This is a genomic window from Bifidobacterium cuniculi, assembly GCF_000741575.1.
Lineage (GTDB): Bacteria > Actinomycetota > Actinomycetes > Actinomycetales > Bifidobacteriaceae > Bifidobacterium > Bifidobacterium cuniculi.
Genome location: NZ_JGYV01000009.1, coordinates 26,957 through 48,087 on the forward strand (window position 1 = coordinate 26,957; position 21,131 = coordinate 48,087).

At 61.1% G+C, this 21,131-nt stretch carries 14 protein-coding genes; 5 read left to right on the forward strand and 9 right to left on the reverse strand.

Annotated elements, in window-relative coordinates:
- Nucleotides 1-168: 168 nt before the first annotated feature.
- Entirely contained in the window at nucleotides 169-4,545 is a 4,377-nt protein-coding gene (locus BCUN_RS05945; protein WP_034258476.1) for a SpaA isopeptide-forming pilin-related protein, read from the reverse strand.
- Nucleotides 4,546-5,487: 942 nt separating this feature from the next.
- Here BCUN_RS05945 and BCUN_RS05950 point away from each other — a divergent pair.
- Complete coding sequence (locus BCUN_RS05950; protein WP_033516250.1) at nucleotides 5,488-5,823, forward strand: hypothetical protein; 336 nt, start codon at nucleotides 5,488-5,490, stop codon at nucleotides 5,821-5,823.
- A gap of 694 nt (nucleotides 5,824-6,517) precedes the next feature.
- On the opposite strand, the gene BCUN_RS05955 is transcribed toward BCUN_RS05950, so the two are convergent.
- From BCUN_RS05955 to BCUN_RS12905, 3 genes are all read right to left on the reverse strand, one after another.
- Nucleotides 6,518-7,312 carry a hypothetical protein gene (locus BCUN_RS05955; protein WP_033516251.1) on the reverse strand — a complete coding sequence of 265 codons (795 nt, stop codon included), beginning with the start codon at nucleotides 7,310-7,312 and terminating at the stop codon, nucleotides 6,518-6,520.
- The gene (locus BCUN_RS05960; RefSeq protein WP_033516252.1) at nucleotides 7,309-8,763 is read right to left on the reverse strand and encodes an AAA family ATPase; all 1,455 of its coding nucleotides are present in this window, start codon (nucleotides 8,761-8,763) and stop codon (nucleotides 7,309-7,311) included. Before BCUN_RS05960 ends, BCUN_RS05955 begins: the two co-directional genes overlap by 4 nt.
- A 190-nt stretch (nucleotides 8,764-8,953) precedes the next feature.
- Nucleotides 8,954-9,088 (reverse strand): hypothetical protein, encoded by a 135-nt coding sequence (locus BCUN_RS12905; RefSeq protein ID WP_274518380.1) that lies wholly within the window; start codon nucleotides 9,086-9,088, stop codon nucleotides 8,954-8,956.
- A gap of 142 nt (nucleotides 9,089-9,230) precedes the next feature.
- On the opposite strand from BCUN_RS12905, the gene BCUN_RS05965 reads away from it, so the two are divergent.
- The 3 genes from BCUN_RS05965 (at nucleotide 9,231) to BCUN_RS05975 (ending at nucleotide 11,061) form a co-directional block, all read left to right on the forward strand.
- Nucleotides 9,231-10,247, forward strand: a complete 1,017-nt coding sequence (locus BCUN_RS05965; RefSeq protein WP_051920862.1) for a DUF559 domain-containing protein — start codon at nucleotides 9,231-9,233, stop codon at nucleotides 10,245-10,247.
- 279 nt (nucleotides 10,248-10,526) lie between these two features.
- Nucleotides 10,527-10,790, forward strand: a complete 264-nt coding sequence (locus BCUN_RS05970) for a type II toxin-antitoxin system RelB/DinJ family antitoxin (RefSeq protein ID WP_051920869.1) — start codon at nucleotides 10,527-10,529, stop codon at nucleotides 10,788-10,790.
- The gene (locus BCUN_RS05975; RefSeq protein ID WP_033516254.1) at nucleotides 10,780-11,061 is read left to right on the forward strand and encodes a type II toxin-antitoxin system RelE/ParE family toxin; all 282 of its coding nucleotides are present in this window, start codon (nucleotides 10,780-10,782) and stop codon (nucleotides 11,059-11,061) included. The genes BCUN_RS05970 and BCUN_RS05975 overlap by 11 nt, the downstream gene beginning before the upstream one ends.
- Nucleotides 11,062-11,284: 223 nt before the next feature.
- Here the strand turns inward: BCUN_RS05975 and BCUN_RS05980 are convergent, their stop codons facing one another.
- Together BCUN_RS05980 and dapE are read right to left on the reverse strand one after the other, a co-directional pair.
- The gene (locus tag BCUN_RS05980; protein WP_156100131.1) at nucleotides 11,285-14,329 is read right to left on the reverse strand and encodes an Rne/Rng family ribonuclease; all 3,045 of its coding nucleotides are present in this window, start codon (nucleotides 14,327-14,329) and stop codon (nucleotides 11,285-11,287) included.
- Between the two features lie 428 nt (nucleotides 14,330-14,757).
- Nucleotides 14,758-15,963 (reverse strand): succinyl-diaminopimelate desuccinylase, encoded by a 1,206-nt coding sequence (gene dapE, locus BCUN_RS05985; protein ID WP_033516255.1) that lies wholly within the window; start codon nucleotides 15,961-15,963, stop codon nucleotides 14,758-14,760.
- Between the two features lie 214 nt (nucleotides 15,964-16,177).
- On the opposite strand from dapE, the gene BCUN_RS05990 reads away from it, so the two are divergent.
- Nucleotides 16,178-17,122, forward strand: coding sequence for an AEC family transporter (locus tag BCUN_RS05990; protein WP_033516256.1), 945 nt, complete (start codon nucleotides 16,178-16,180; stop codon nucleotides 17,120-17,122).
- On the opposite strand, the gene BCUN_RS05995 is transcribed toward BCUN_RS05990, so the two are convergent.
- The 3 genes from BCUN_RS05995 to BCUN_RS06005 form a co-directional block, all read right to left on the reverse strand.
- Complete coding sequence (locus tag BCUN_RS05995; RefSeq protein WP_033516261.1) at nucleotides 17,123-18,562, reverse strand: FtsX-like permease family protein; 1,440 nt, start codon at nucleotides 18,560-18,562, stop codon at nucleotides 17,123-17,125.
- A 147-nt stretch (nucleotides 18,563-18,709) separates the two neighbouring features.
- Nucleotides 18,710-19,621, reverse strand: coding sequence for an ABC transporter ATP-binding protein (locus BCUN_RS06000; protein WP_081895574.1), 912 nt, complete (start codon nucleotides 19,619-19,621; stop codon nucleotides 18,710-18,712).
- Between the two features lie 381 nt (nucleotides 19,622-20,002).
- The gene (locus tag BCUN_RS06005; protein WP_051920865.1) at nucleotides 20,003-21,073 is read right to left on the reverse strand and encodes a hypothetical protein; all 1,071 of its coding nucleotides are present in this window, start codon (nucleotides 21,071-21,073) and stop codon (nucleotides 20,003-20,005) included.
- Nucleotides 21,074-21,131: the final 58 nt, after the last annotated feature.

Consider the following 21,131-nt stretch of genomic DNA (forward strand, 5'->3'; position numbering starts at 1 on the left):
CTTTCACAACACCTCCATGAGATTGCTCAAGGTGTGTGGGGAAAGGTCGGACGCATGGATGCGACAGACCCTGGAATCCGACGAAACCCTCCTTCCATGCAGTGGTGGGGACGGGTGGTTCCGGCCACGGAGCAGGCCGGAACCACCCACGCTCAGGGATGTGCCAGGCTACGCCTGCTTGCACAGTGCGATGCCGCAGCCCATCATCGCGATGCCCACCAGGACAACGCCGAGGTAGACGAGCCCCATGTTGACGCCCGGTCCGCCCGTCTCCGGGAGGATGACGCCGGGGGTGTTCTCGATCAGGTTGCCGTCCGACAGATCCTTGCCATCCACCTGAATCTTGATGCCTGTGAGATGGCTGGCATCAATGGTGAAGGTGTAGGTCTTGTCCGACAGGTTGTAGCCATCCGGCGCCTTGGTCTCGGTGAGGCGATACTCGCCCCACTGCAGCTTCGTGATCTCGAAGCGGCCGGTTTCCTTATCCTGGTCACCATTAGCGTCACACGTATCGGTGCAGTCCGTGATGGTCGTCGGATCAATCGCCGTCCACGTGTCGCCGTCCCTGCGCTCGAGCTTCCACTCGGAACCAGCCAGAACCTTCCCGGTATTGCCTTCCTCGACCTTGACCCAGTTCACCGAGCCAGTCTTGCGGAAGTTGTACGCGAAGTTGACGTAGTTGCCGACAGACTGAACGGTTGTGATTTCGGTTGGCGTGCCCTTGTCATCATGGTTCTTGGTGGCCTTGGCCCACGTAACCGGAGAGCCCTCGGTAGGAGCGGTATCGTGCACGAAGTAGTAGTACGAATCCTCATCAAGCTCATACCCTGCCGGAGCAGCAGTCTCATGCAGGCGGTACTTGCCAATACCGAGCTTCTCCAGCTTGAACTGGCCTCCACGATGATCGGTATCCGCACCGGTGCACTTGTCCGCAGACTCGGCGACGCAATCCACGACGTCCGAATGATGCTTGTACTGCTTCGCAGTTGCGTCGAATTCTTCGAGCTCCCAAGTGGAGCCAGCCAGCGGATTGGTCGTGGGATGTTCGTTGTCGTATCCACCGTCAAGCTTGGCGAAGCCGAACTCAGTCGGAACGTCGGAGATCCACGGGAAACCGTTTACCATAGCGGGCGATTTGCCTGTAGTCCAGGTTACGTTTCCACCGCTGATCTTGAACTCATAGACGGTAGGATTCAGGAAGAAGCCAGCCGGAGCTACGGTCTCCTGGAGGGTGTACGTGCCGTCGGCCAGGTCCGTGACCTTGAAGAGGCCCACGGCTTGGTTCACATCGTGAGGACCGCTAGGCGTAGCAGCGCCATCAGCCAATGCAACTTCATCCGAAAGCTCCGCCACTGCTTGAGTCTCGTCATTGGACTGAACCGTGCGAACCGGTGCAGACGAACGCGCGGATACAGAGCATCCAGAAGGCGCGCCTTCCTTCACATCCGCATACCAGCCATTGATGTAATAGCTCGACTCAGTGCCAGGAATCGGTATATCCGTTACACCGGGGTTGCCATTAGCATGATACTTATCACCATCATTGTTACCCGTGACGATGATTTGGAAATTACCAGTCAATGGCACAGTGAACTTATACCAAGAATCGCTGCCACAATTCACCTTGGACATAGCGGTACCCGGGAAGGGATTGTTATTCTCAGTATCGTTCCAGTAGTACAGCTTTGCCTGACCACGATCCGTCCATTTCACGTACACATCCGTAGAAGTACGTTCCACAGGCTGAGTGACCGTAACGGTGACGGTGTCCTGCTTGTCACCAGACTTTGCGGTGATAATAGCAGTACCCGCTTTCAGGGCAGTCAGCGTTCCATCTTCACTCACGGAAACGACATCGGCATTGGACGATTCCCAACTGGCGCTCAAGCCCGCTGGATCAGTCGTCACCGAGAGCTTCTGAGTGTCGCCCTGTTTCATGGAAATGGGGCCTGAAGGCTTGATAGTGACTGAGTTCACCGTGATTGGCGTGCAGACGATGGTAACGGTGGCCTTCTTCGTGGGGTCAGACACAGAAGCAGCAGTGATAGTGACAGTAGAATCTTCACCATCGTTTGCATTGCGCAGAACAGTGACTACGCCTTTGTCGACACTCACCATGGACGACGACGAGCTCCACTCCACGTCCTGCACAGCATCCGAGGGAAGCACCTGGGCAGTCAGTTCAACCTGCTGATTGGTTTCCAAGTTAATCGAGCCCGTCACTACCTGCCCATTCCGCAGGATCTGCACGCCCGTCACCGCAGCCGTGTTATCCGTGATGGTCCACTTCTGGTTCGGCGTGGCACTTGTCTGCGTAAGCTCCCACTCGGAGCCCGCAAGACCGGTCGGCGATTCATCATCACCTTCCGCTCGCTTGCCCCACTCAACAGCTGCGCCACTCGGATTGTTCACGATTCCGGATTCGCCAGACAGGTTCTTGTTCGCAGGGGAAGTGATTTCAACACCTTGGGCGTTGTATACCTTGTCGATCTTGGCGTAATGGGCAGCATCGTCATCTCCCGTAATGATACGGTAGATGTTCTCACTTCGCTGGTAACCCGTAGGGGCACCGACTTCCTTGATGTAATAGGTTGCATTCTTCTTCAGATTCTGGATCTTGAACACGCCCTGCGTCTGATCCTGATCGACCAGGTTCTGGTTATCCGTAACCGTCAGGAGCGGAGTTCCGGTCGCACTAGTAGCCGCATCCAGCGAGCCGTAAACCCGGAAAGATGCCTTGGTGTCATTCGTCCCAACAGCGATGGGATTTCCAGCAGCATCGACCTTCTGCCAGCCAATGGTGGGGCAGTTGGTCTTGACTATTGCCGCCCACTGCAGGTTATGGCGCTCCTGGTCCATGTCGATGATGGAGGAGGAATCGCCTTCGCTCACACCGTCGCCGAAGGTGTACGCCTTCGTGGGGTTGTTCATGTAGAAGTTGCCACCGACCCACACGCGGCCGTTGGTGGTCACGTGATCGTCAAAGGTACCGTTCGGCACCGTGATGGAGCCAAGCATGGCAGCGGCGGGATCGTCATTGACAGTGGCAATGCTGCTGTAGTCACGCTTGGGATAAGTAGTATCACCGTCGTACCAGCTTCCGCCGTTATCCCACCTATACTGCTTCTTGGCAGTCACCTGAGCACTGGTGGCCTGACCGCCACGGATGGTTACGGAGGTAGCCTCGTTGAAGTTCCACATGATGGCCTTGGAGGCGGTCACGTATGCGTTTCGCTGATATTCGGTTGTATTGAGCTCATTCGCGTATCCGTTGCCGATCTCATACTTGGACCAGTCGCCACCCAGCTCATTCGCGCCGGCCCACCAAAAACGCCAGCCGTTGTGGAAGTCGACGTTCCCGCCTTCGACGTTGATGACCACAGAGGCTCCGTTGGGAATCTTCTCGAAAGCGAAGGAAGTGCCGCTGTAGCCATTATTGTTCAGATCAGATGCCTTGATCTTGAATACCTGCAGCATGCTCTCACCGTCACCAGTGAACCGCAGCACGCGTTCGTTCACATTGAAGGTGGCTTCAATGATGGTCCGGTTCAGAATCTTCGTCCCGCCGTTTTCACCTTCTACACCCTCTTTACCGGAGTTGTACTTCGTACGCTTGTAGTCGCCTTGGTAGCTGCTGGAGGCCGTTACGGTACCGGTGGCTTCCATCGCATACAGTTCGTTCGACTGGGCAGTGACGGTTGTCGTGCCGAAATTGGTGAGGTCAGTCGTTGTCCCGTTGATGTTGACCGACGACAGCGGGTTGTTGACACCATAGGCAACGCTGTTGCCGTTGCTCCAGTCGTAGACAGACGTCCAGGAATTCGAACCGCCAGGATAGTCGATACCGGGAGTCTTGTCTTTCAAGCCCATGGCGGCACTTTGATTACCGGCGATTTTCGCCGTATATGCAGGTTCACCGGTTTGCAAGGCTCCCAGCCAGCCACGGCCACGGCCGAGGGGTGCGGCATCGTTCCAGCCGAGCACATTGACGGCCTTGCCATCCCTGTCGGTCATGCGGGACATCTGGGAAGAATCGGAACCGGCAACGATCAGTGCGTCACCGCTGTCCGGACGGACCTGGCCGCCGAAACCGACGATGCCGAAGCGGAAACCACGGCCGCTGTACGCCTTGCCGTCGGAGCCATAGTTCGCACCCCAGGAATTCTTGATGCTATTGATGGCCAGACGGCCGCCAACCACCGTTAGGCCTTCCGCTTCAACAGCGTACGACTGACCCGGGGTCTGTCCGTTTTGACCATAAGCTGCCGTAGCACCCCCAGTAGTGGAAGGCGAGCCGATATACATATCTTGACCGACCCAGGTAGCGACACTGTCGTCCGTGGTGGAATCCGTCGTATCGTCTCCCAGCGGCCTGTCTTGTGGAATGCAGATGGCACCATCAGCCAACTCGCCGTCTGCATAGGCCTCGAAGGGTAGCAGAGATGGTATGGCACATACGACCATCATGGTCAGCGCCGTAAACATAGCGAAGAGCCGCGGGCGCACCTTTGATGGCTGCCCGTGGCTCTGAATGCGTTCAGTCATAGGTCTCTCCCCTTATTGGTTCTCTCCAACGCACAATCGGGTGGTCATCGCGAATCGTTCCCTGAGATCGTGGTTCACGGTGTGTGCGCTCCTACGTGCAACCCTTTGCATCTGCGCCACGTGTGCTCGACACGACCTCCCTGTTCGCTTATCGCTTTGACTGCATTAGTCACTTATTTTACTCACGGCGGAAATATTCCACACAGGCAACAGTCAACTGAAAGCCTTCAGTCCCTAGAATCACTAGGTTCCGTCGGCGTTTCGCATCGGCTGAAACCGCACGGAATATACCGTCGCAAGTACTTGCCGAACCATTCAACCATATGCATCACGTCGATTCAATGGATACAGCAGCACCACCATCATTTCTCCCCAATTCTGCACAATGTCCACACACTTCTGCCAGATATGTCTCAAAAGTCGGCACCGGATGCACTGCCGTCATCCTCGCTCAAAATGCCTAATTCATCGGCATAAGCTCGTCGTCGATGCCGTCGTCGCTCTTCACGTCTCCTTCACACGTTGCGAGCGTATTCAACCCATCGGCGGTTTCCTTCGGACAGTGGCAGGCAACGGTGCGGCGGAAACGGCGGATCGCCACGTCGGCCGCTCAGCTGCGGGCAAAGTCGCCATCGGTCAGTTCACGACAGGACACACGATTGTCTTACGGGGACAGTCGTCAGTGGCCTATGCTGTCGGCAGGTCAGTGTGCCGGACGCCGACGGTGGCGGGACAACGGCGCACGATGCTTTTGCCGGAGGTGATGGGCATGAACGGGACACAGCGGTATGGATGGGCGGCAGCCGTCTGGACGTGTGCGTTCTTCGTCGTCGGTACGGTGCTCGCGCTGGTCGGATGGCACGGGACGGCGGCAGCGTCGTCGGGTGAATCGGGAAGCGGGAGGCCGGAATGCGGTCGGGACTGCTTCGGGAAGGAGTCGGGATGAAGGAGATCATCAGGGCGGTCATCAAAGGGAATGCGGTGCCGGCGGAGCAGCGCGGGATGGGGAAGGTCAGCAATCATGTGATCACGGCGATCATCGTGGTGGCGTATGTGGTGGCCGAAGGCGTGCGGATGCTGATGAAGCATGACTGGGGGCTGTGGTGGGGTGCGGTCGGGGTCGGGGTGGTGCTGTTCCTGGTGTGCGAGGCGGTGCTGTATATGGTGCGCGAGCCCGGGGCGCCGGCGCCGGCAAGGAAGGCGTCGGGGTGGAGAGTGGTGCTGGCGGGAGTGGTGGCCGTGGTTTGGGTTGCGGCGTGGGTTTGGTGGGGGTGGTGAGCTCTGCACAGGGTATAGTGGCACTGGTGTGACCCGCAGTGCAATCCGCTTCGGTGGTGCGGGTTCCAATCGTCAAGCGAGAGGCCGGCAGTAGTGTTGGCCTTCTTGCTTATGTTGGGCGGTATGCGGGTAAGTACGGGTCTCAAATAGGCAAATGCGGGACCATCGGTCGAGCGTGTTGCCTGGGGGTTGGTCGGCCCAATCGTCAGCACGCTTGATATCGCGTCCGCCAGTATGCGGGAGATCGTCACTTGTCTGGCTTTTCACGCATGAGTTGCGCGGAAGGTCAGGGGAACGGCTCAGCACGGCGAGCAGGCAGACCGCGCACGGCAATACATGGGTCCGGCGAGCGCCAAATGTTCGTGGCAGCTTGGCGTGCCAGCAGTTTCAAGGTCTTCGGCAATGGCTTGAGCCACGCATTTGTTTATAATGGCCGTCAGGTACTTGCATCACAACCCGCCGCATGGCGGTGCAGGTCCCTGTTGTTAAGTGATAGGCCAGCAGTAGTGCTGGCCTATCACTTGTATTGGGCGGTATGCGGGTGAGTACGGGTGTCGTCAGTGTGCGCGATGGTGTTTCAAATGTTAGTGTGGTGGAGGCTGACGAACATGAATCATATTCGTCAGCCTCCCGTCCCTGGACACCTATGCGTTCAGATGGGAGGAAAGCCGTTACGGGCATCGGAACGATCTCGTCAGCGGGGAACCACGAACTTCGGAAGCATCGCAAGGTTGGAGCCCCGGCCCAGGGAGGCGGCCGGTTGCTCCATAACGTATTTCCACGATCGGTACCAGGAATCACCGTCATCTTCAAGTTGTCGGTCTCCGCCGTGCATCACGTAAAGAGCGTCCAGTATTCGTTGGAACTCCTGCGGGCTATTGCTAAAACGAACCGCAAGCTTTGCGGCATTTATCTGTTTCTGCGCAGTCTCGAAATCATGCGCATCGCCAAGGAAAGCATGTTCCAAATTGCGTGAGACATAAAACAGTCGGTACGGGATGCCTTCAACCGATTCCAAGCCCATCAGCGACCGTATGGCATCTCGTTTGGCATGCATAATCTTGCGCTGGCACTCAGGGTTGCGAACGGCAATCGTCGTATCGCTGTATTCTACTTTGTCATGGCTGCCTTGGAGCACTTGCCCGTCCGGAATAAAGGCTCCATCCAAATCGATAACCTGCACTACATATGCATAGCTTCGCTTGCGTATGTCCGAATCAAGGATATAGCTCTTGACCCTGTCACGGACAACCGCACGCACGTCCGCGTTCACGAGCAATCCCGCGTTGCGTGCGTTTTGCGGAAACATGGACAAGGTTGCTACGTTGCAGCGGAACTCACTACCCCATACACGCCACCCTTTTGGCGCACGCATCTCAGGCGTTGCGTCACGTTCATCAAAAAGCGCCTGAAATGATGGCACCAGCAACGTGGAATCACTCTCGCCTTCCACCAGCATGAGCACTATGTTGGGACTGGACTTGCTCATCGAGCCTCCGACCCGGCGCCCGCCAACAATGCATCCACGGCATCATTGATACGTATATCCAAGTCATCATCTGAGTACCCGGCCAACGTGAACTCCGCGCCCATGAGCTGCGGTTGAAGGAACCGGTACAGCGGAACAGTTCCACCGCCGGTCGCCAACGCCTCAAGATAGATCTTGCGCCCATTGCTGGTATGACTGATGGACTTGAACGGCACGAAGCGCTGGTCGGGGTCCAGCGTAGTGAGCACGATGCGGTCCGTGACCCCGAGCCGTTCCAACGCACGTAGATTATGCGCGGTGAAAATCAGCTGCCCTCGTGCATGCTGCTGGAACAGGTGCAACAGCTCTCCGAGCAGATATTCGAAGAGACCGTTGTCGAATTCGTCGATCACTACACACGCATCGGCGTCATTGTAGACGCGGATCAGGTAATTGAGCATACCGATAATCCGCAGCACGCCCTCGGATTCATTACGCAAAGGAATACGTCTGCCATCGCGCACGCTCATCGCTTCAGACCGTACAGCGACGCTGCCGTCATCAAGCAAAAGAGATCCCAGTTCCCTCAGCTCTATGGTCAGTCCGGGGATGACCGTAGGCAGGATTTGGTTGAACACGTCGACATTGCGCTGCAGGCACTCATAGTCCTCCCGTGTCAGTGCATTGGCCTGGGTCAGCGGCAGGATGCGGTCGTCGTAATGGCCGTTGTCGCGTCGTGCCGCCAGCGGCATCGCCTGGTAACTTACTACGGCATTGCGGTCAGTGGTCAGGATGAACAGGTCATTGGACGCGTAGTCGCGAAGCTGATGCAGCCCGTCGAATAGCAAGTCGCCATGTTTCGTCATCGCCGTCTGGGCAGCGCGCGACAGTGGCCGCTTGGGGTTGCGTACTGCTTCCGCGACATCGTGTAGGAAGGGGCGGGAGAACAGTAGGGAACGACCATCACGACGGGCCTCACGCTGCGACAGCAGGAGTTCATCGCGCAAGACTCTGTCAGTGGCGGCAACGCTGCGCCAGACGTATTCGGGAGCCAAGGCGAGGTCATGGGCGTCGCCGTATTTGGTCTCCACTACCGGCACGCCCAATCGCTTGCGGGTCTTGCCGAGCCACACTTTTTCGGAGGCGATTTGCAGAGAAGTCTCCCCCGGCGCATATTCGACTTCGTAGCGTAGATAGAACTTCTCTGCGTCGGCATTTTCCAAGGCAAAGACCGCTCCGACAACGGACCGGTCACAACCGGCCATGACCCACTCGGATGCGCCGGCTGGCAGTTCATCACCCATACAGGTGTTCTTCAACAGCTGCAGCGCGTTGACCACGGCGGTCTTGCCGGATCCATTGGGACCGTAGATGCCGGTTATGCTGCCGCCAGCCGGCGTTTCCTTGAATCGCACAACACCATGCTCGACATTCTTCACGTTGTGCAGGGATATCTCCAGCAACCTCACCATTACGCGCTCCCGACGTGCAAAAACTCAAAATCAAGTTAAAAAATCAGTTTTATGGATTTTAGACGGTTTCAGGGTTAAAAACAACATGAGCGTGTCGTGCGGCAGCGGACGCCCTGCTGGAGGAAGGAGCCGCTTTTGAAGCATTCGAGGCTGCGTCTAGCCGTATTGCAGCGATCTTCGCCGAGCATCGTCAGTGTGCGCGCTTGCCCAGCGGCGGGTTGTCGTCCACCACCGCGCTGTCCATGCCGAAATACTGAAGGACGTCTTCGTTGTTGTCGAAGCGGTCTTCAAGGTCCTCGTTGCCGAGCTGATATCGGCTGTTCATAAGTCGGCTCCTCTCTTTATCGGGGTCGTCCGGGGTCCGGGGAATGGGATAAGTCGTCTCGTGTCGGTCAGGTTATCCACATATCCACATTTTCACAAGGGTCGGTGGCGCGCTGCGGGCAGGCACGGTAGGGTCTTGCGTCATGAAGGACGAGATGTTGGGAATGGAGATGTTGCTCTTGACCAAGGCGGGGCAACGTTCGATTGAGGCGGCGCAACGGTGCCTGGATGCGGAGGCACGGTGCCACAGGCGCGTGGCGTGCGTGTTCGCATTGGGTGCGGCGCTGAGGTTGTTGGGGGTTTCGTACGAGCCCCGGTTGGAGGATGGCGGTTCCGGTGCGGTCGGGTCTCGGTTGGGTGCCGAGTTGTTGCAGGTCGTCATCGGACCGGGCGAATGCAAACCCAAGGATCATTGTTCCAGGCAGCGGCAGCGCAAGAGGTTCGGTGCGGATCGGGCGGCGTACTTCGTCTGCAATGTGCCGGTCGAGACAGTGGAGGTGGCGCCGGGAGTGACGTGTACGTCGGTGCCATTCACGTGGTTCATGATGGCGCGATGGCTCAGTTTGGAGGAGTTGGTGGTGCTCGGGGATGCGATGATGCAGCGCAAGACCCTGCATGAGCGGGTGACGCTTGAATCGTTCGAGGATATGCTCAGTCGGGTGGAGCGGCATGTTCGCGAGCGCGGCGGCGGGTGTCGGGCGCCGCATGGCATCGGGAGGTGTCGCATGGCGTTGCGGCTCATGGCGGAAGGCACGGATTCGCCCATGGAGACACGCCTGCGTCTGACGTTGGAGCGGTATGGGCTGCCGAGGCCTGTGGTGAATCTGCCGTTGGAATTGGAGGATGGGAGCCATGTGTTCCTGGATCTTGCGTTTGAGGACGCGAGGGTGAGTGCGGAATACGACGGGCGACACCATGCGGAACAGTGGGAGCAGGATTCCGTGCGAAGGTTGGGGATCGAGTCGGCAGGATGGGCTTACGTGCAAGTGGTCAATGAAAGCATGGCTTCCGAGTCGGGGCGGAAGACCGTGGCGGAGTTGGTGGCGAGACTGATCGCGGAGCGCACGGGCGTCAATTGGCTCTTGCCGAAGCCATTGACGCTGGAACAGGTTGCCAGACGGAAGCGGAGAGCGGGAAAGTACGCCAAGAGGGGCGCTTGACGGGTATCGAGGGGCATCCGTGGAGTCGTTTGGGGCTTATGAGGTGTAGGTTAAGCGAAACAGGCCCAGATACACCCCTCCAAAACGGCGCCATTCCAATGGGTATACTTGCCCTCCCCCGCTTAACCCACACCTCATAAGAATCAAAGGCAATATATCTGGCACTGGAGCCCTCTTATGGCTGCGGTTCTCTCAGTGCTGCTGCGTCCAGATTGCCAAATTGATTTACAATGTAATGTCAGTATAATGACATCAGATGTATGTACAAGGAGAAAAATGATGAGTGAGTCCACCACAATCACCTTCCGGACCGACCGTGCGGTGAAAGAGGAAGCACGCGAGCTGTATGCTTCCATGGGCATGGATCTTTCCACGGCCATCAACGTGTTCCTACGCCAATCCATTCGTGATAACGGCATGCCGTTCCGTATCACCAACGAACCGCAGGCAAGCGTGGAGGCTCGACGGCAAGCAACCATGCATGAAGGCGAGACCTTCCCGGATGCAGATGCACTCATGAAGGATTTGCTCGATGCTGAGTAGCGTCTTCCGTACCACTCAGTTCAAACGAGATTTCAAGGCGTTACTCAAGAAGCATTACGATCCCGAAAAAATGAAGGCGACAGTGGAAGCATTGCTGGCGCAGGATCGAGCAGTCTCGAACTCGCAATACCGCGACCACGCACTTGTGGGTGGTTGGAAAGGATACCGCGAGATTCATCTTGAAGGTGACTGGTTGGTAATCTACCGCATCGAGAAGCAACAACTGCAACTCGTGTTGACACGCACCGGCTCCCATGACGATTTATTCTGATGCAAGGCATCACGGTTGGTTACGTTCAAGAAGGGGTCTGTGCTGCATATCGTTAGGAGTGTAGGGAAGAACCGGTAGAGGAAGCATCCCAACCCGGTATGCGTATGCATTCATATGCGAAAGCAGAAATCTCTCGTTTGTTCGTGATATTTTCTAGGGCGGCCCGCCCTAGAAAATATCACGAACAAACGAGAGATTTCTGTAGGAATTAATTCTTGTCAGTTCACTCGGTGGTGTCCGCAGCCTCCGTCTCGGTCACCTCGACCGTCTCCGACTCGGACTCAGGCTCCTGGTCCTTCACCTCGGTCACCTCAATCTCTGGGGCCTGGACCTCCTCAGGGGTCTGTGTCTCCTCGATGTGCTCGATCTGCACTTCCAGGTCCTCAGCTTGCTTCAGGGCGTCCTCGGCTTCGGTCTCCGCGTTGTTGGCGGCGACCGCGGCGGCGGCGATCTGCGCGAGCTTCGCCTTCACGGCGGCGGAGGAACCCTTCGGGGCGTTCTTCACCGCGTGGACTTCCGTGCCGTGGCCGTGCTTGTTGGTCTTGATGAAGGGGTCGCCGCCCTTGAGGGCGTAAGGGTCGTCGAAGTCACGGGAGATGGTGGGCTCGTCGTGCACGATGAAGCCGCGGCCCTTGCAGGTCGGGCACTCCTCGGAGAAGGCCTCCACCAGGCCCTGGCCGATGCGCTTGCGCGTCATCTGCACCAGGCCAAGCGACGTGACTTCGGCCACCTGGTGCTTGGTGCGGTCGCGCGCCAGGCACTCCACCAGACGGCGCAGCACCAGGTCGCGGTTCGCGGGCATCACCATGTCCACGTAGTCGATCATCACCATGCCGCCGATGTCACGCAGCCTCAGCTGGCGGGCAATCTCCTCGGACGCCTCCAGGTTGCAGCGCGTCACCGTCTCCTCGAGCGACTTGCCCTTGCCGATGAAACGGCCGGTGTTCACGTCGATGGTCGTCATGGCCTCGGTGCGATCGATCACGATCGAGCCGCCGCTCGGCAGGTACACCTGCCGCTCCATGCCCTTGCGCAGCTGCGAGTCGATCTGCCACTTGTCGAACACGTCCTTGCCCTCGTGCTCGGCCGGGTCCCACTTCTCCAGCTTGCCGCGCAGGTCGGGCGCCATGTGCTCGAGGTACTCCTCGATGCGCTGGTAGACGCCGTCGCCCTCCACGATCATCTTGCGGAAGTCATCGTTGAAGATGTCGCGCACCACGCGGATCGCCATGTCCGGCTCGCCCTGCAGCAGCTTCGGCCGCTTGCCGTTGCGGAACTCCTCGAACTTGGACTGGATCTGCTCCCACTGCTTGACGAGCGCCTCGAGGTCCTTGGTGATGGCCTCCTCGCTCGCCCCCTCGGCGGCGGTGCGGATGATCACGCCCATGTCCTTCGGCGCGATCTTGCCCACGATGCCCTTCAAGCGGCTACGTTCGCGGCTGGAGAGCTTGCGGCTCACGCCGGTCATGCCGCCGGACGGCACGAGCACCAGGAAACGGCCGGCCAGCGTGACCTGACTGGTCAGGCGGGCACCCTTGTGGCCGATCGGGTCCTTCGTCACCTGCACGAGTACCGGATCGCCGGACTTGAACGCCAGCTCGATGCGCCGCGGCTGGCCCTCCAGCCTGGTGGAGTCCCAGTTGACCTCGCCGGCGTAGAGCACGCCGTTGCGCGCCTGGCCGATGTCCACGAAGGCGGCCTCCATGCTCGGCAGCACGTTCTGCACGCGGCCGAGGTAGATGTTGCCCACGGTCGCCACCTCCTGGATGTCGGAGACGTAATGCTCCACGAGCACATTGTCCTCGAGCACGGAGATCTGCGTGTGACGGTCGCGCTGACGGACCACCATGAGGCGGTCCACGTTCTCGCGGCGCGCCAGGAAGTCCTGTTCGAGCAGCTGGTTCTGGCGGCTGCGTTCGCGGCGGTTGTCGCGGCGACGCTGCTTCTTCGCCTCCAGGCGGGTCGAGCCCTCCACATCGGTGATCTCGTCGATGTACTGCTGCTTGCGCGAACGGTTGACCTTCGCGGCGCTCGATTCCTCCTCGGAACCCTTGCCGCCGCGGCGACGGCGCCGGCGACGCGTGACGGTGGTCTCCTCGTCCTCCTCGTCGTCATGTTCGTGCTTGCCGCGGGCGTCCTGCGCGTTCTCGCGCTCTCCCTCGGACTTGCGCGAACGGCGGCGGCGACGGGTGCGCAGCTGCTGGCCGTCGTCCTCCTCGTCGTCGTCATGCACGGACGTACGCTTGGCGGCCGCGCGCGCGATGGCGTCATCGATCGGCGCGTAGGTGATGTCGTCGAGCACGAGGTCCTCCTCGATCTGCTCGACCTCGGCGGCGGCGCGACGCTCCTGCGCGTTCAGCCGACGGCGCGAATGACGGGACTCGTGCTCGTCTTCGTCGTCATCGTCTGCGTGGGCCTTGGAGCGGGAACGGCTGGTGGTGTCTTCGTCGTCATCCTCGCGCTTGCGGCCACGGCGACGGCGCGTCGGCGCGGGCTGGTCGTCGTCCTCCGGGCGTGCGTGGCGGCCGCGACGGCGCGGACGGTCGTCCTCGTCATCGTCGCTGTCCTCGTCGTCATGGACGAGGCGGGCCGGCAGCACCGGCTCCTGGAAGAGCAGCGACGTCATGCCGCCACGACGACCGACACGGGCCTCGTCCTCCTCACGCTCCTCGAGCTCGAGGGCGGTGGGCTCGTCGTCGTCCGGCGCCGGCGCGGTGCGGCCGCGACGGCGGCGCGGGGCGGGAGCGTCCTCATCGACCGCGGTGCGGCTGCGGCGACGGGTGGACGGACGGTCATCGTCATCGTCGTCATGGGCGGAAGCACGGCGACGGCGGGTCGGCGCAGGCTGGTCGTCCTCGTCGTCGGCGTGCGCGGCAGAGCCGCGGCGGCGGCGCAGGGCGGGGGCATCTTCGTCGTCATCGGCAGCAGCGCGGCTGCGGCGACGGGTGGTGGCGGGGGCGTCGTCGGTGGTGGCCGTGCGGCGGCGACGGGTGGGGCGCTTCGGCTCGTCTTCGTCGGCGTCGTCGTGGTCGGGCTGGGCGGTGATGGCGGCCTTCGGCTTGGCGGTAGGCAGGACCTTCATCTTCGGCTCTTCGAAGAGCGGGCCGTGCTCCTCCACCTTGAGTTCCACGGATGCGTCGGCGGCGCCGGCTCCGCGGACTACGCGGCGGCCTCGGCGGCGGCGTGCGGGTGCGGCCGCCTGTGCATCTTCGGTTGTGTTGTTCTGTGCGGCTTCGGTTGCGTCGAAGTCCTCGTTTGTCTGTGGCACTGGTCTCCTCGCGTCGCGCTGCAATCACGGCGCAAACGTCTGGGCTCCGTACGGTCTCACAGCCACCCTCTCACGATGGCCACGCCTAGGGGCGTCCGCCGGAAGCGAATCCTAAAGTCATCTCATGCGACGGCGGACACCGGCGCCCGCACGGCCGGTCACGCTGGGGCGGTACTCATTCATTGCCCAGGGCGGCTCGATGCAGGGGGATCGACGCCATCGGATGCGCGGTGGTTTTGCAGGAACCACCAATTCATAAGTATGACACAGGGAGTGGTCCGTGCGCCAGTGGCGTTGTTCCTGCTAGAAATTGTTCATTTTTCTGAACAAAATCTAGAGGGCGAGCGGCCGCTTTGCGGCCTGCTCTCGCCCTAGATTTTGTTCAGAAAAATGAACAATTTCTAGCAGGAACAACGCCACGGTGGGCGTCACGCGCCCAGCCAGTCCTTCAGCAGGTCGGCCATCAGGGTCAGGTCAGTCTCGGGGAGTTGCTCGTCGTGCTTGTGGGCGAGCAGGGGGCTGCCGGCGCCCAGGTTCACGGCGGGCACGCCGAGCTGCGAGAAGCGGGCGACGTCGGTCCAACCGAGCTTGGGCAGCGGGTCACGGCCGGTACGCTCCTTGACCAGGGCGACCAGCGACTGCGCGAGCGGGTCGGTCAGGCCGGGACGGGCACTGGGCGACTCGTCCTTCATCTCGATGCCGAAGCCCTCGAAGACGCCGCCGGTGGCCACGTGTTCGCCGTTGCCCAATTCGGCGCCGGCGTCGGCACCCATCATGAGGGCCTTGGCCTCCTCGATGCTCTTGTCCGGGGCGAAGCGGTAGTTCACGTGGATGCGGCACTCGTCGGGGATCACGTTCGTGCCCTTTCCGCCGGAGATGAGGGTGGCGTTGAGGCCCTCCCGGTAGGTCAGGCCGTCCACTTCGATGGCACGGTTCTCATAGGAGTTGAGGCGGTTCAGGACTTCGGCGGCCTTGTGGATGGCGTTGTCGCCCATCCAGGCGCGGGCGGAGTGGGCGGCAGTGCCGTGCACGACCACGTCGAAGCGCATGGTGCCGTTGCAGCCGCCTTCGATACCGCAGTCGGTCGGTTCGCCGATGATCGCGAAGTCGCCCTCGATCCAGTCGGGATGCGTTTCCGCCACCTTGCGCAGGCCGTTGTGTTCGGCGGAGACCTCCTCATGGTCGTAGAAGACGAAGGTCAGGTCGTAGGCGGGGTCGGTGAGGGTGGCGGCCAGGTGGAGCAGGACTGCGTCGGAGCCCTTCATGTCAGTGGCGCCGCGTCCCCAGAGCACTCGCTCGCCCGGGTGGGCGGCGGCGATCTCCTCGCGGATGAGCGGGTCGCCGGGCTCGAGCCAGCGCGGTGGGAAGTTGTCGATGACGGGCACGGTGTCCAGGTGGCCGGCGAGGACCACTCGGCGGTCGCGGCCCAAGTCGGTGGAGGCCACGAGGGTGTCGCCATGGCGGCGGACCGTCAGGTGCGGGGCGTGGGTCTTGAGGAAGTCTTCGACCATGTCGGTCAGCTCGCGTTCCTCGCCGCTGACCGAGTAGACCTCCATGATCTGGGTCATGAGGCTGTTGAGGGATTCCTGCTCGGGAGCGGTCGGGTCGAAGGTGATGGTCATCTGGTCGGGCATGGCGGGTCCTTGGTGTTGGCGGTGCGGTACTGGGGCCTTATGGTACGCGGCACCCTCCGCACCCCTCTAGAAATTGTTCATTTTTTTGAACAAAATCTAGGGCGAGAGGCCGCTGTGCGGCCTGCTCTCGCCCTAGATTTTGTTCAAAAAAATGAACAATTTCTAGAGGATACGGCAGACTGGACCGGAGAGCGCATGCGGAAGGAGACACACGATGCCGGGCTTGATCAGCGCGATGGAAGGATTCTGCGTCATCGGCATCGTCATCGGTGTCGGCTATGTGGCGGCACGCATGCGCATCGGCGGTCCCCAGGCGCAGCACGTGCTCAACCGGCTGAGCTTCTTCGTCGCCAGTCCCTGCCTCATGTTCGACATCCTCGCCGACGAGAAGATCACCGAGATCTTCCACCCCTCCATCGTCGTCGCCTTCCTATCCGCCATGGCCGTCGGCGTCATCTTCCTCATTCTCAATCGCCTGTACTTCCATCTCAAGGCGCCGGACGCCACTATCGGCGCGCTCAACTCGCTGTACCTCAACTCGAACAACATCGGCCTGCCCATCGCCACGTACATCCTCGGCAACCCCGCGCTCGTCGCGCCGATCCTCGTCATGCAACAGGCACTGTTCACGCCGGTCGGGCTCACCGTGCTCGACGTCACCACCAAGGGCAAGGTCTCGCTCAAGGCGATCCTCAAGCAGCCGCTGCACCAGCCGCTGCTCATCGGCACCGTGCTCGGCATCCTCGTCTCGTTTGTCAACGCGAAGTTCGGTTTCGCGGTGGTGCCGGACTACATCCGCACGCCGATTTCCATGATCGGTGACGCGGCCGTGCCCATGATCCTCATGGCCTTCGGCATGTCGCTGCACGGCACCCGGCCGATGCAGGAGAAGGGTGACCGCCCGGCCATCATCACGGTCGCGGTGCTCAAGAACGTCGTCATGCCGATCGTCGCGTTCCTGCTCGCCTACTTCATGATGGGCTTCCGCGGGCCGGTGCTCTACGCCTGCGTCGTGCTCGCCGCGCTGCCGACCGGGCAGAACGTGTACAACTACGCGGCGCGCTACAACGTCGGCCTGCAGTTCGCGCGTGACGGCATCCTGGTGAGCACGGTGACGAGCCCGATCTTCATCGCCATCATCGCCGCCGTGCTCAGCTAGTCAGTCGTCGGCGCGCACGCGGCGGCGGTTGAGGCGCGCGGCGGTGCGGTTCGCCGCGAGCGCACCCACCAGCACGAGCGCGTAGCACAGCGCGACGCCGGCGACGAAGGTCAGCATGGTGGCGGGTTCGGTCATCGCGCTGGCCAGCAAGGGGATCATGAGGAAGACGGAGCAGGCCATGGTCAGGACGACCACGGTGTTCAGCGGGCTGAGGACCTCACGGTAGCGGGCGCGGGCGAGGGTGCGTTCGTCGGTGCCTTCCAGGACGAGCATGCGGTATTCGGGGGCCTGGTCGATCACGCTGGCGGACTGCATGACGCCGGAGCTGACGGCCGCGAGGACGGCGGCGAAGACCAGGGTGAGCATGCCGCCGGTGCCGATGTCGCGCATCACGGTGGCCATGACCTGGTCGCCGTTGCTGTCCGTGGTGCCCACGTAGCCGCAGATCGAGGTGATGCCGGCGATGAAGACGGCGAGCGCGATGCCGGAGACGTTGCGCCAGGCGCGCTTGGGGTTGTCGAGGATGCGGCGGGCGGCGAGCATGGTGGCGGCGTCCTTCGGGTGGCGGGCCAGGGCACGGGCTCGGGCCGACACGGCGAAGCAGCCGACGAGGTTGACCAGGGCGAAGCAGCCGACGATGAAGACGATGACGACGGCGATGGCCACGACTTGGGATTGCACGAGCTGGCCGAGGTTTTTCAGCACGGTGAAGGCGATGAGGACGCCGGCCATGAAGATGATGGCACGCCACTTGCCGGGCATGGGTTGGGAGGCGCGGGCGGTGACGCCGAGCGGGGTGATGGCCACGCGGCGCAGGGTGAGCAGGGCGGAGACGAGGGAGAGGACGGCCACGCCGACGACGGTGCCGATGAGCGCCCAGGGGCCTACCCAGAGCTGTTCGAAGGTGAAGTGGGCGTCCTGGAAGTTCAGGAGCATGATGAGGGGCATGATGGCGAAGTAGCCGGCCACGCCGATGAGGGCGCCGGTGACGGATTGGAGCATGGCGTCGAAGGCGGTCAGGCGGGTGACCTGGGCGGTGGTGGCGCCCACGAGGCGCAGGGTGGCGAGGCGTTCGTCGCGGCGGGAGGCGGCCAGACGGGCGGCCGAGCCGGCCAGGGCGACGAAGGGCACGAGGAGCAGGAGGCAGGCGAACAGGGCCAGGATCACGTAGAGCGAGGCGGTGTCTTCCATGTCGCCGGTGAAGAAGGGGGTGGATTGCGTCAGGCAGTGGTCGGGGTCGACCAGGCACCGCACGGTGTGGTCGGGGCTCGCGCGCCAGATGAAGCCGTGGAGGCCGCCGAGCACGGTGAGGAAGATGGCGGTGGCCGCGGCGAAGGCAATGACGGCGAGGAGGGTGGTGGAGTCGGTGGGGTTGGTGTTGGTGGAGCGGGTGCGGGTGTCGGAGCGGTGGAAGAGGCGCCAGAGGGCGAAGGTGGACATGGTGGACTTGGAGGTGGTCGGGGTGGTTTGGGTCTGTGTGGTGTCGGTGGCAGGATTCATGGGATTACTTGCCTTTCATGGATGCGCCCACGGAGAGGATCAGGGCAAGGACGGAAAAGACCAGGGGAAGGGTGTAGGTGACCATGGCTACCTCTCTTCCAGGATCATGCCGTCGCGCATATGGACGGTACGCGAGCAGTAGGAGGCGACGTTGGGGTCGTGGGTGACGAGCAGCACGGCGGCGTGGTTGGCGTGGGCGGCGTCCATAAGCAGGCGCATCACCTCGTGGCCGGTGTTCTGGTCCAGGGCGCCGGTGGGTTCGTCCGCGAAGATGACCGCCGGGTTCACGCACAGGGCGCGGGCGATGGCCACGCGTTGCATCTGGCCGCCGCTCATTTCGCCGGGTCGCTGGTTCATCAGGGCGCGCAGCCCCATGCGGTCGAGCCATGCCATGGCGTGGTTGGTGGCCTGGGCGTAGGGGACGCCGCCGAGCATGATCGGCAAGGCGATGTTCTCCACGGCAGGCAGTTCGGGCAGGAGCTGGCCGGACTGGAATACGAAACCGAAGGCGTTGCGGCGCAGGCGCGTGCGGTCCGCGTCGCTCATGGTCTCCAGGTTGGAGCCCCGGAAGGTGACGGTGCCGGCGGTGGGCTTGATGATGCCGGCGAGGGATTGCAGCAGCGTGGTCTTGCCGGAGCCGGAGGGGCCCATGATGGCCACGCTCTCCCCTTCCGCGAGCGCGAAGTTCACGTGGTTGAGAGCGAGCGGCTGGGCGCCCGGCATGAGCGCGGGCCCTGCGCCGGCCACCGCATGGGCGGTGTGGGCCTTGGTGATGGAAGCGGTGTAGTCCATGACGAGATCGGCGGCCTGGAGGACTGCCTGGCGGAGAGAGGTGGTTGAGGGTGCGGGTATCGACGTGGTTGCATGCGGGGACGGAGCTGGCGCGGATGCGTTCGGTGACGGGGAGGCTCCGGGGTGGGGTGCCGTCTGGGTGGCAGCGGGGTTGTTGGGGCTGGGATTGGCGGCGGTGCCGGGTGCATTGGTATATGTGGTGTTCATGCTTGCCAAGATATGCGCGGATTCACGGCGGCAGCATCGGCCCGGGGGATGAATGAGGAGGCCTCATCCGCCTCGAGGATGAGACAAGAGACAGATAAGAGACCGCTCCGAGAGGCATACCGCTATGCTCACGTACATCCGCCCCCCCCCTCATCGGCGAAAACCTCTCCCAGAGGGGTGGCGCATCCGTTCCCAAGGGCCATTTCCGAAGTCGTTCCGGAAGCATTACGTGGTTGGTTTCGTTGAGAGATATCAAATTCGGGGGTATGGGCAAGTATGGCCTGAAAAGAATGGCGGAATATCAAGCCTCTCGCAGACGCATACTTGCCCATACCCCCGAATTTGATATCTCTCAACGACAGCGGGTGTGGCAAGTTTGCATCAAGCCACGTCAATCCACTCATCACTGACCGTAATTTCACCGGGAGAAGGCCTATATGGCTTCACCACCCCTTCCGGCGCCGGTGTCGGAGGTCCCGAATGCGGAATCTTTCGACGTCCAAGCGCGATATCCCGTCTACGGCATGCCTTTGCCAATTCTTCCAGGGACAGCACCGACGTGGTGTCATACTGGATTCCCGTACGTTCAGCCAAAAGGGCGGCCAACCGTTCCACCAACATGGCCTGCCGGCCTTCGGCAGCGAACAAGGCTTCCGTCACTTGCACGTATATCCATCCGGTTTCCTCGATGAGGGCACGTCGATCGGAATCTTCTTGCCATTGCTCCCTATGGAACTTGCCATCATATTCGACTGCCAGCCTTGCCTCGGGGTAGGCGGCATCCAAGGAAAACACACTGCCATCCCATGCCTGCATGGTCGCATTCCGTGCCGGCAGAGGCAAGCCATGGCACAACAACGCAAGGATCAACCGGGCCTCCTGCCGGGAATCCGTACCACCGTGGATGAGCGGCAATGCCAGTCGGCAAGATCGCATCCCCTTGGGAAGCCTACGCCCTTGTGCCTGGCATGCCGCTGCAACCCTGTCCATGTAGTCTTCGAAATCTTCGCGCTCTACCGGCGGGTGAAGGGGTTTGCGTCGCCGAATGGCGTAGCCGAGCAGAACGAGTTCCTCAAAGGACAACCATTGTGCAAGCATGGTCCACGTGCACACCGGTGACGTGCACGTGATGCCCTCGCTTACTTCCACCGTATCCAAAGGAAGATTCCAAGCAAAACTGCGAATCTCACCGCCACGCTTGGTGCTGCGCCCCAAGCGTTGGTCGAGAGTCGGCACAACCACCTGATGCTTGTCCTTCGAAAAGGACTGCAACACGGCAGATTCGAATATTGGCAGCTCGATGCCCAGCAGTTGCAGAGCACTCATCAGCCCATACACATAGGGGCGCTTGAACCGATGGTTGCCCTCGAATGCGTGGCATGCCGCCACGGTCTCGATCTTGCACTTGGCAAGTTCGTGATCGTAGTTCCGATAGTCTTCGTCATCTTGCATGACGCTACGGTAAGGATTTCTGGCTTGACCTGCAAACCGATAGGGCTCCGATTGTGGA

What these genes read in the sequence shown, in the direction of transcription:
- BCUN_RS05995 (WP_033516261.1), bottom strand. Translation starts at nt 18,562, where the DNA reads ATGTCCACCTTCGCCCTCTGGCGCCTCTTCCACCGCTCCGACACCCGC.
- BCUN_RS05970 (WP_051920869.1), top strand. Translation starts at nt 10,527, where the DNA reads ATGAGTGAGTCCACCACAATCACCTTCCGGACCGACCGTGCGGTGAAA.
- BCUN_RS05945 (WP_034258476.1), bottom strand. Translation starts at nt 4,545, where the DNA reads ATGACTGAACGCATTCAGAGCCACGGGCAGCCATCAAAGGTGCGCCCG.
- BCUN_RS05975 (WP_033516254.1), top strand. Translation starts at nt 10,780, where the DNA reads ATGCTGAGTAGCGTCTTCCGTACCACTCAGTTCAAACGAGATTTCAAG.
- BCUN_RS06005 (WP_051920865.1), bottom strand. Translation starts at nt 21,073, where the DNA reads ATGCAAGATGACGAAGACTATCGGAACTACGATCACGAACTTGCCAAG.
- BCUN_RS05955 (WP_033516251.1), bottom strand. Translation starts at nt 7,312, where the DNA reads ATGAGCAAGTCCAGTCCCAACATAGTGCTCATGCTGGTGGAAGGCGAG.
- BCUN_RS05950 (WP_033516250.1), top strand. Translation starts at nt 5,488, where the DNA reads ATGAAGGAGATCATCAGGGCGGTCATCAAAGGGAATGCGGTGCCGGCG.
- BCUN_RS06000 (WP_081895574.1), bottom strand. Translation starts at nt 19,621, where the DNA reads ATGAACACCACATATACCAATGCACCCGGCACCGCCGCCAATCCCAGC.
- dapE (WP_033516255.1), bottom strand. Translation starts at nt 15,963, where the DNA reads ATGCCCGACCAGATGACCATCACCTTCGACCCGACCGCTCCCGAGCAG.
- BCUN_RS05960 (WP_033516252.1), bottom strand. Translation starts at nt 8,763, where the DNA reads ATGGTGAGGTTGCTGGAGATATCCCTGCACAACGTGAAGAATGTCGAG.
- BCUN_RS05965 (WP_051920862.1), top strand. Translation starts at nt 9,231, where the DNA reads ATGAAGGACGAGATGTTGGGAATGGAGATGTTGCTCTTGACCAAGGCG.
- BCUN_RS12905 (WP_274518380.1), bottom strand. Translation starts at nt 9,088, where the DNA reads ATGAACAGCCGATATCAGCTCGGCAACGAGGACCTTGAAGACCGCTTC.
- BCUN_RS05990 (WP_033516256.1), top strand. Translation starts at nt 16,178, where the DNA reads ATGCCGGGCTTGATCAGCGCGATGGAAGGATTCTGCGTCATCGGCATC.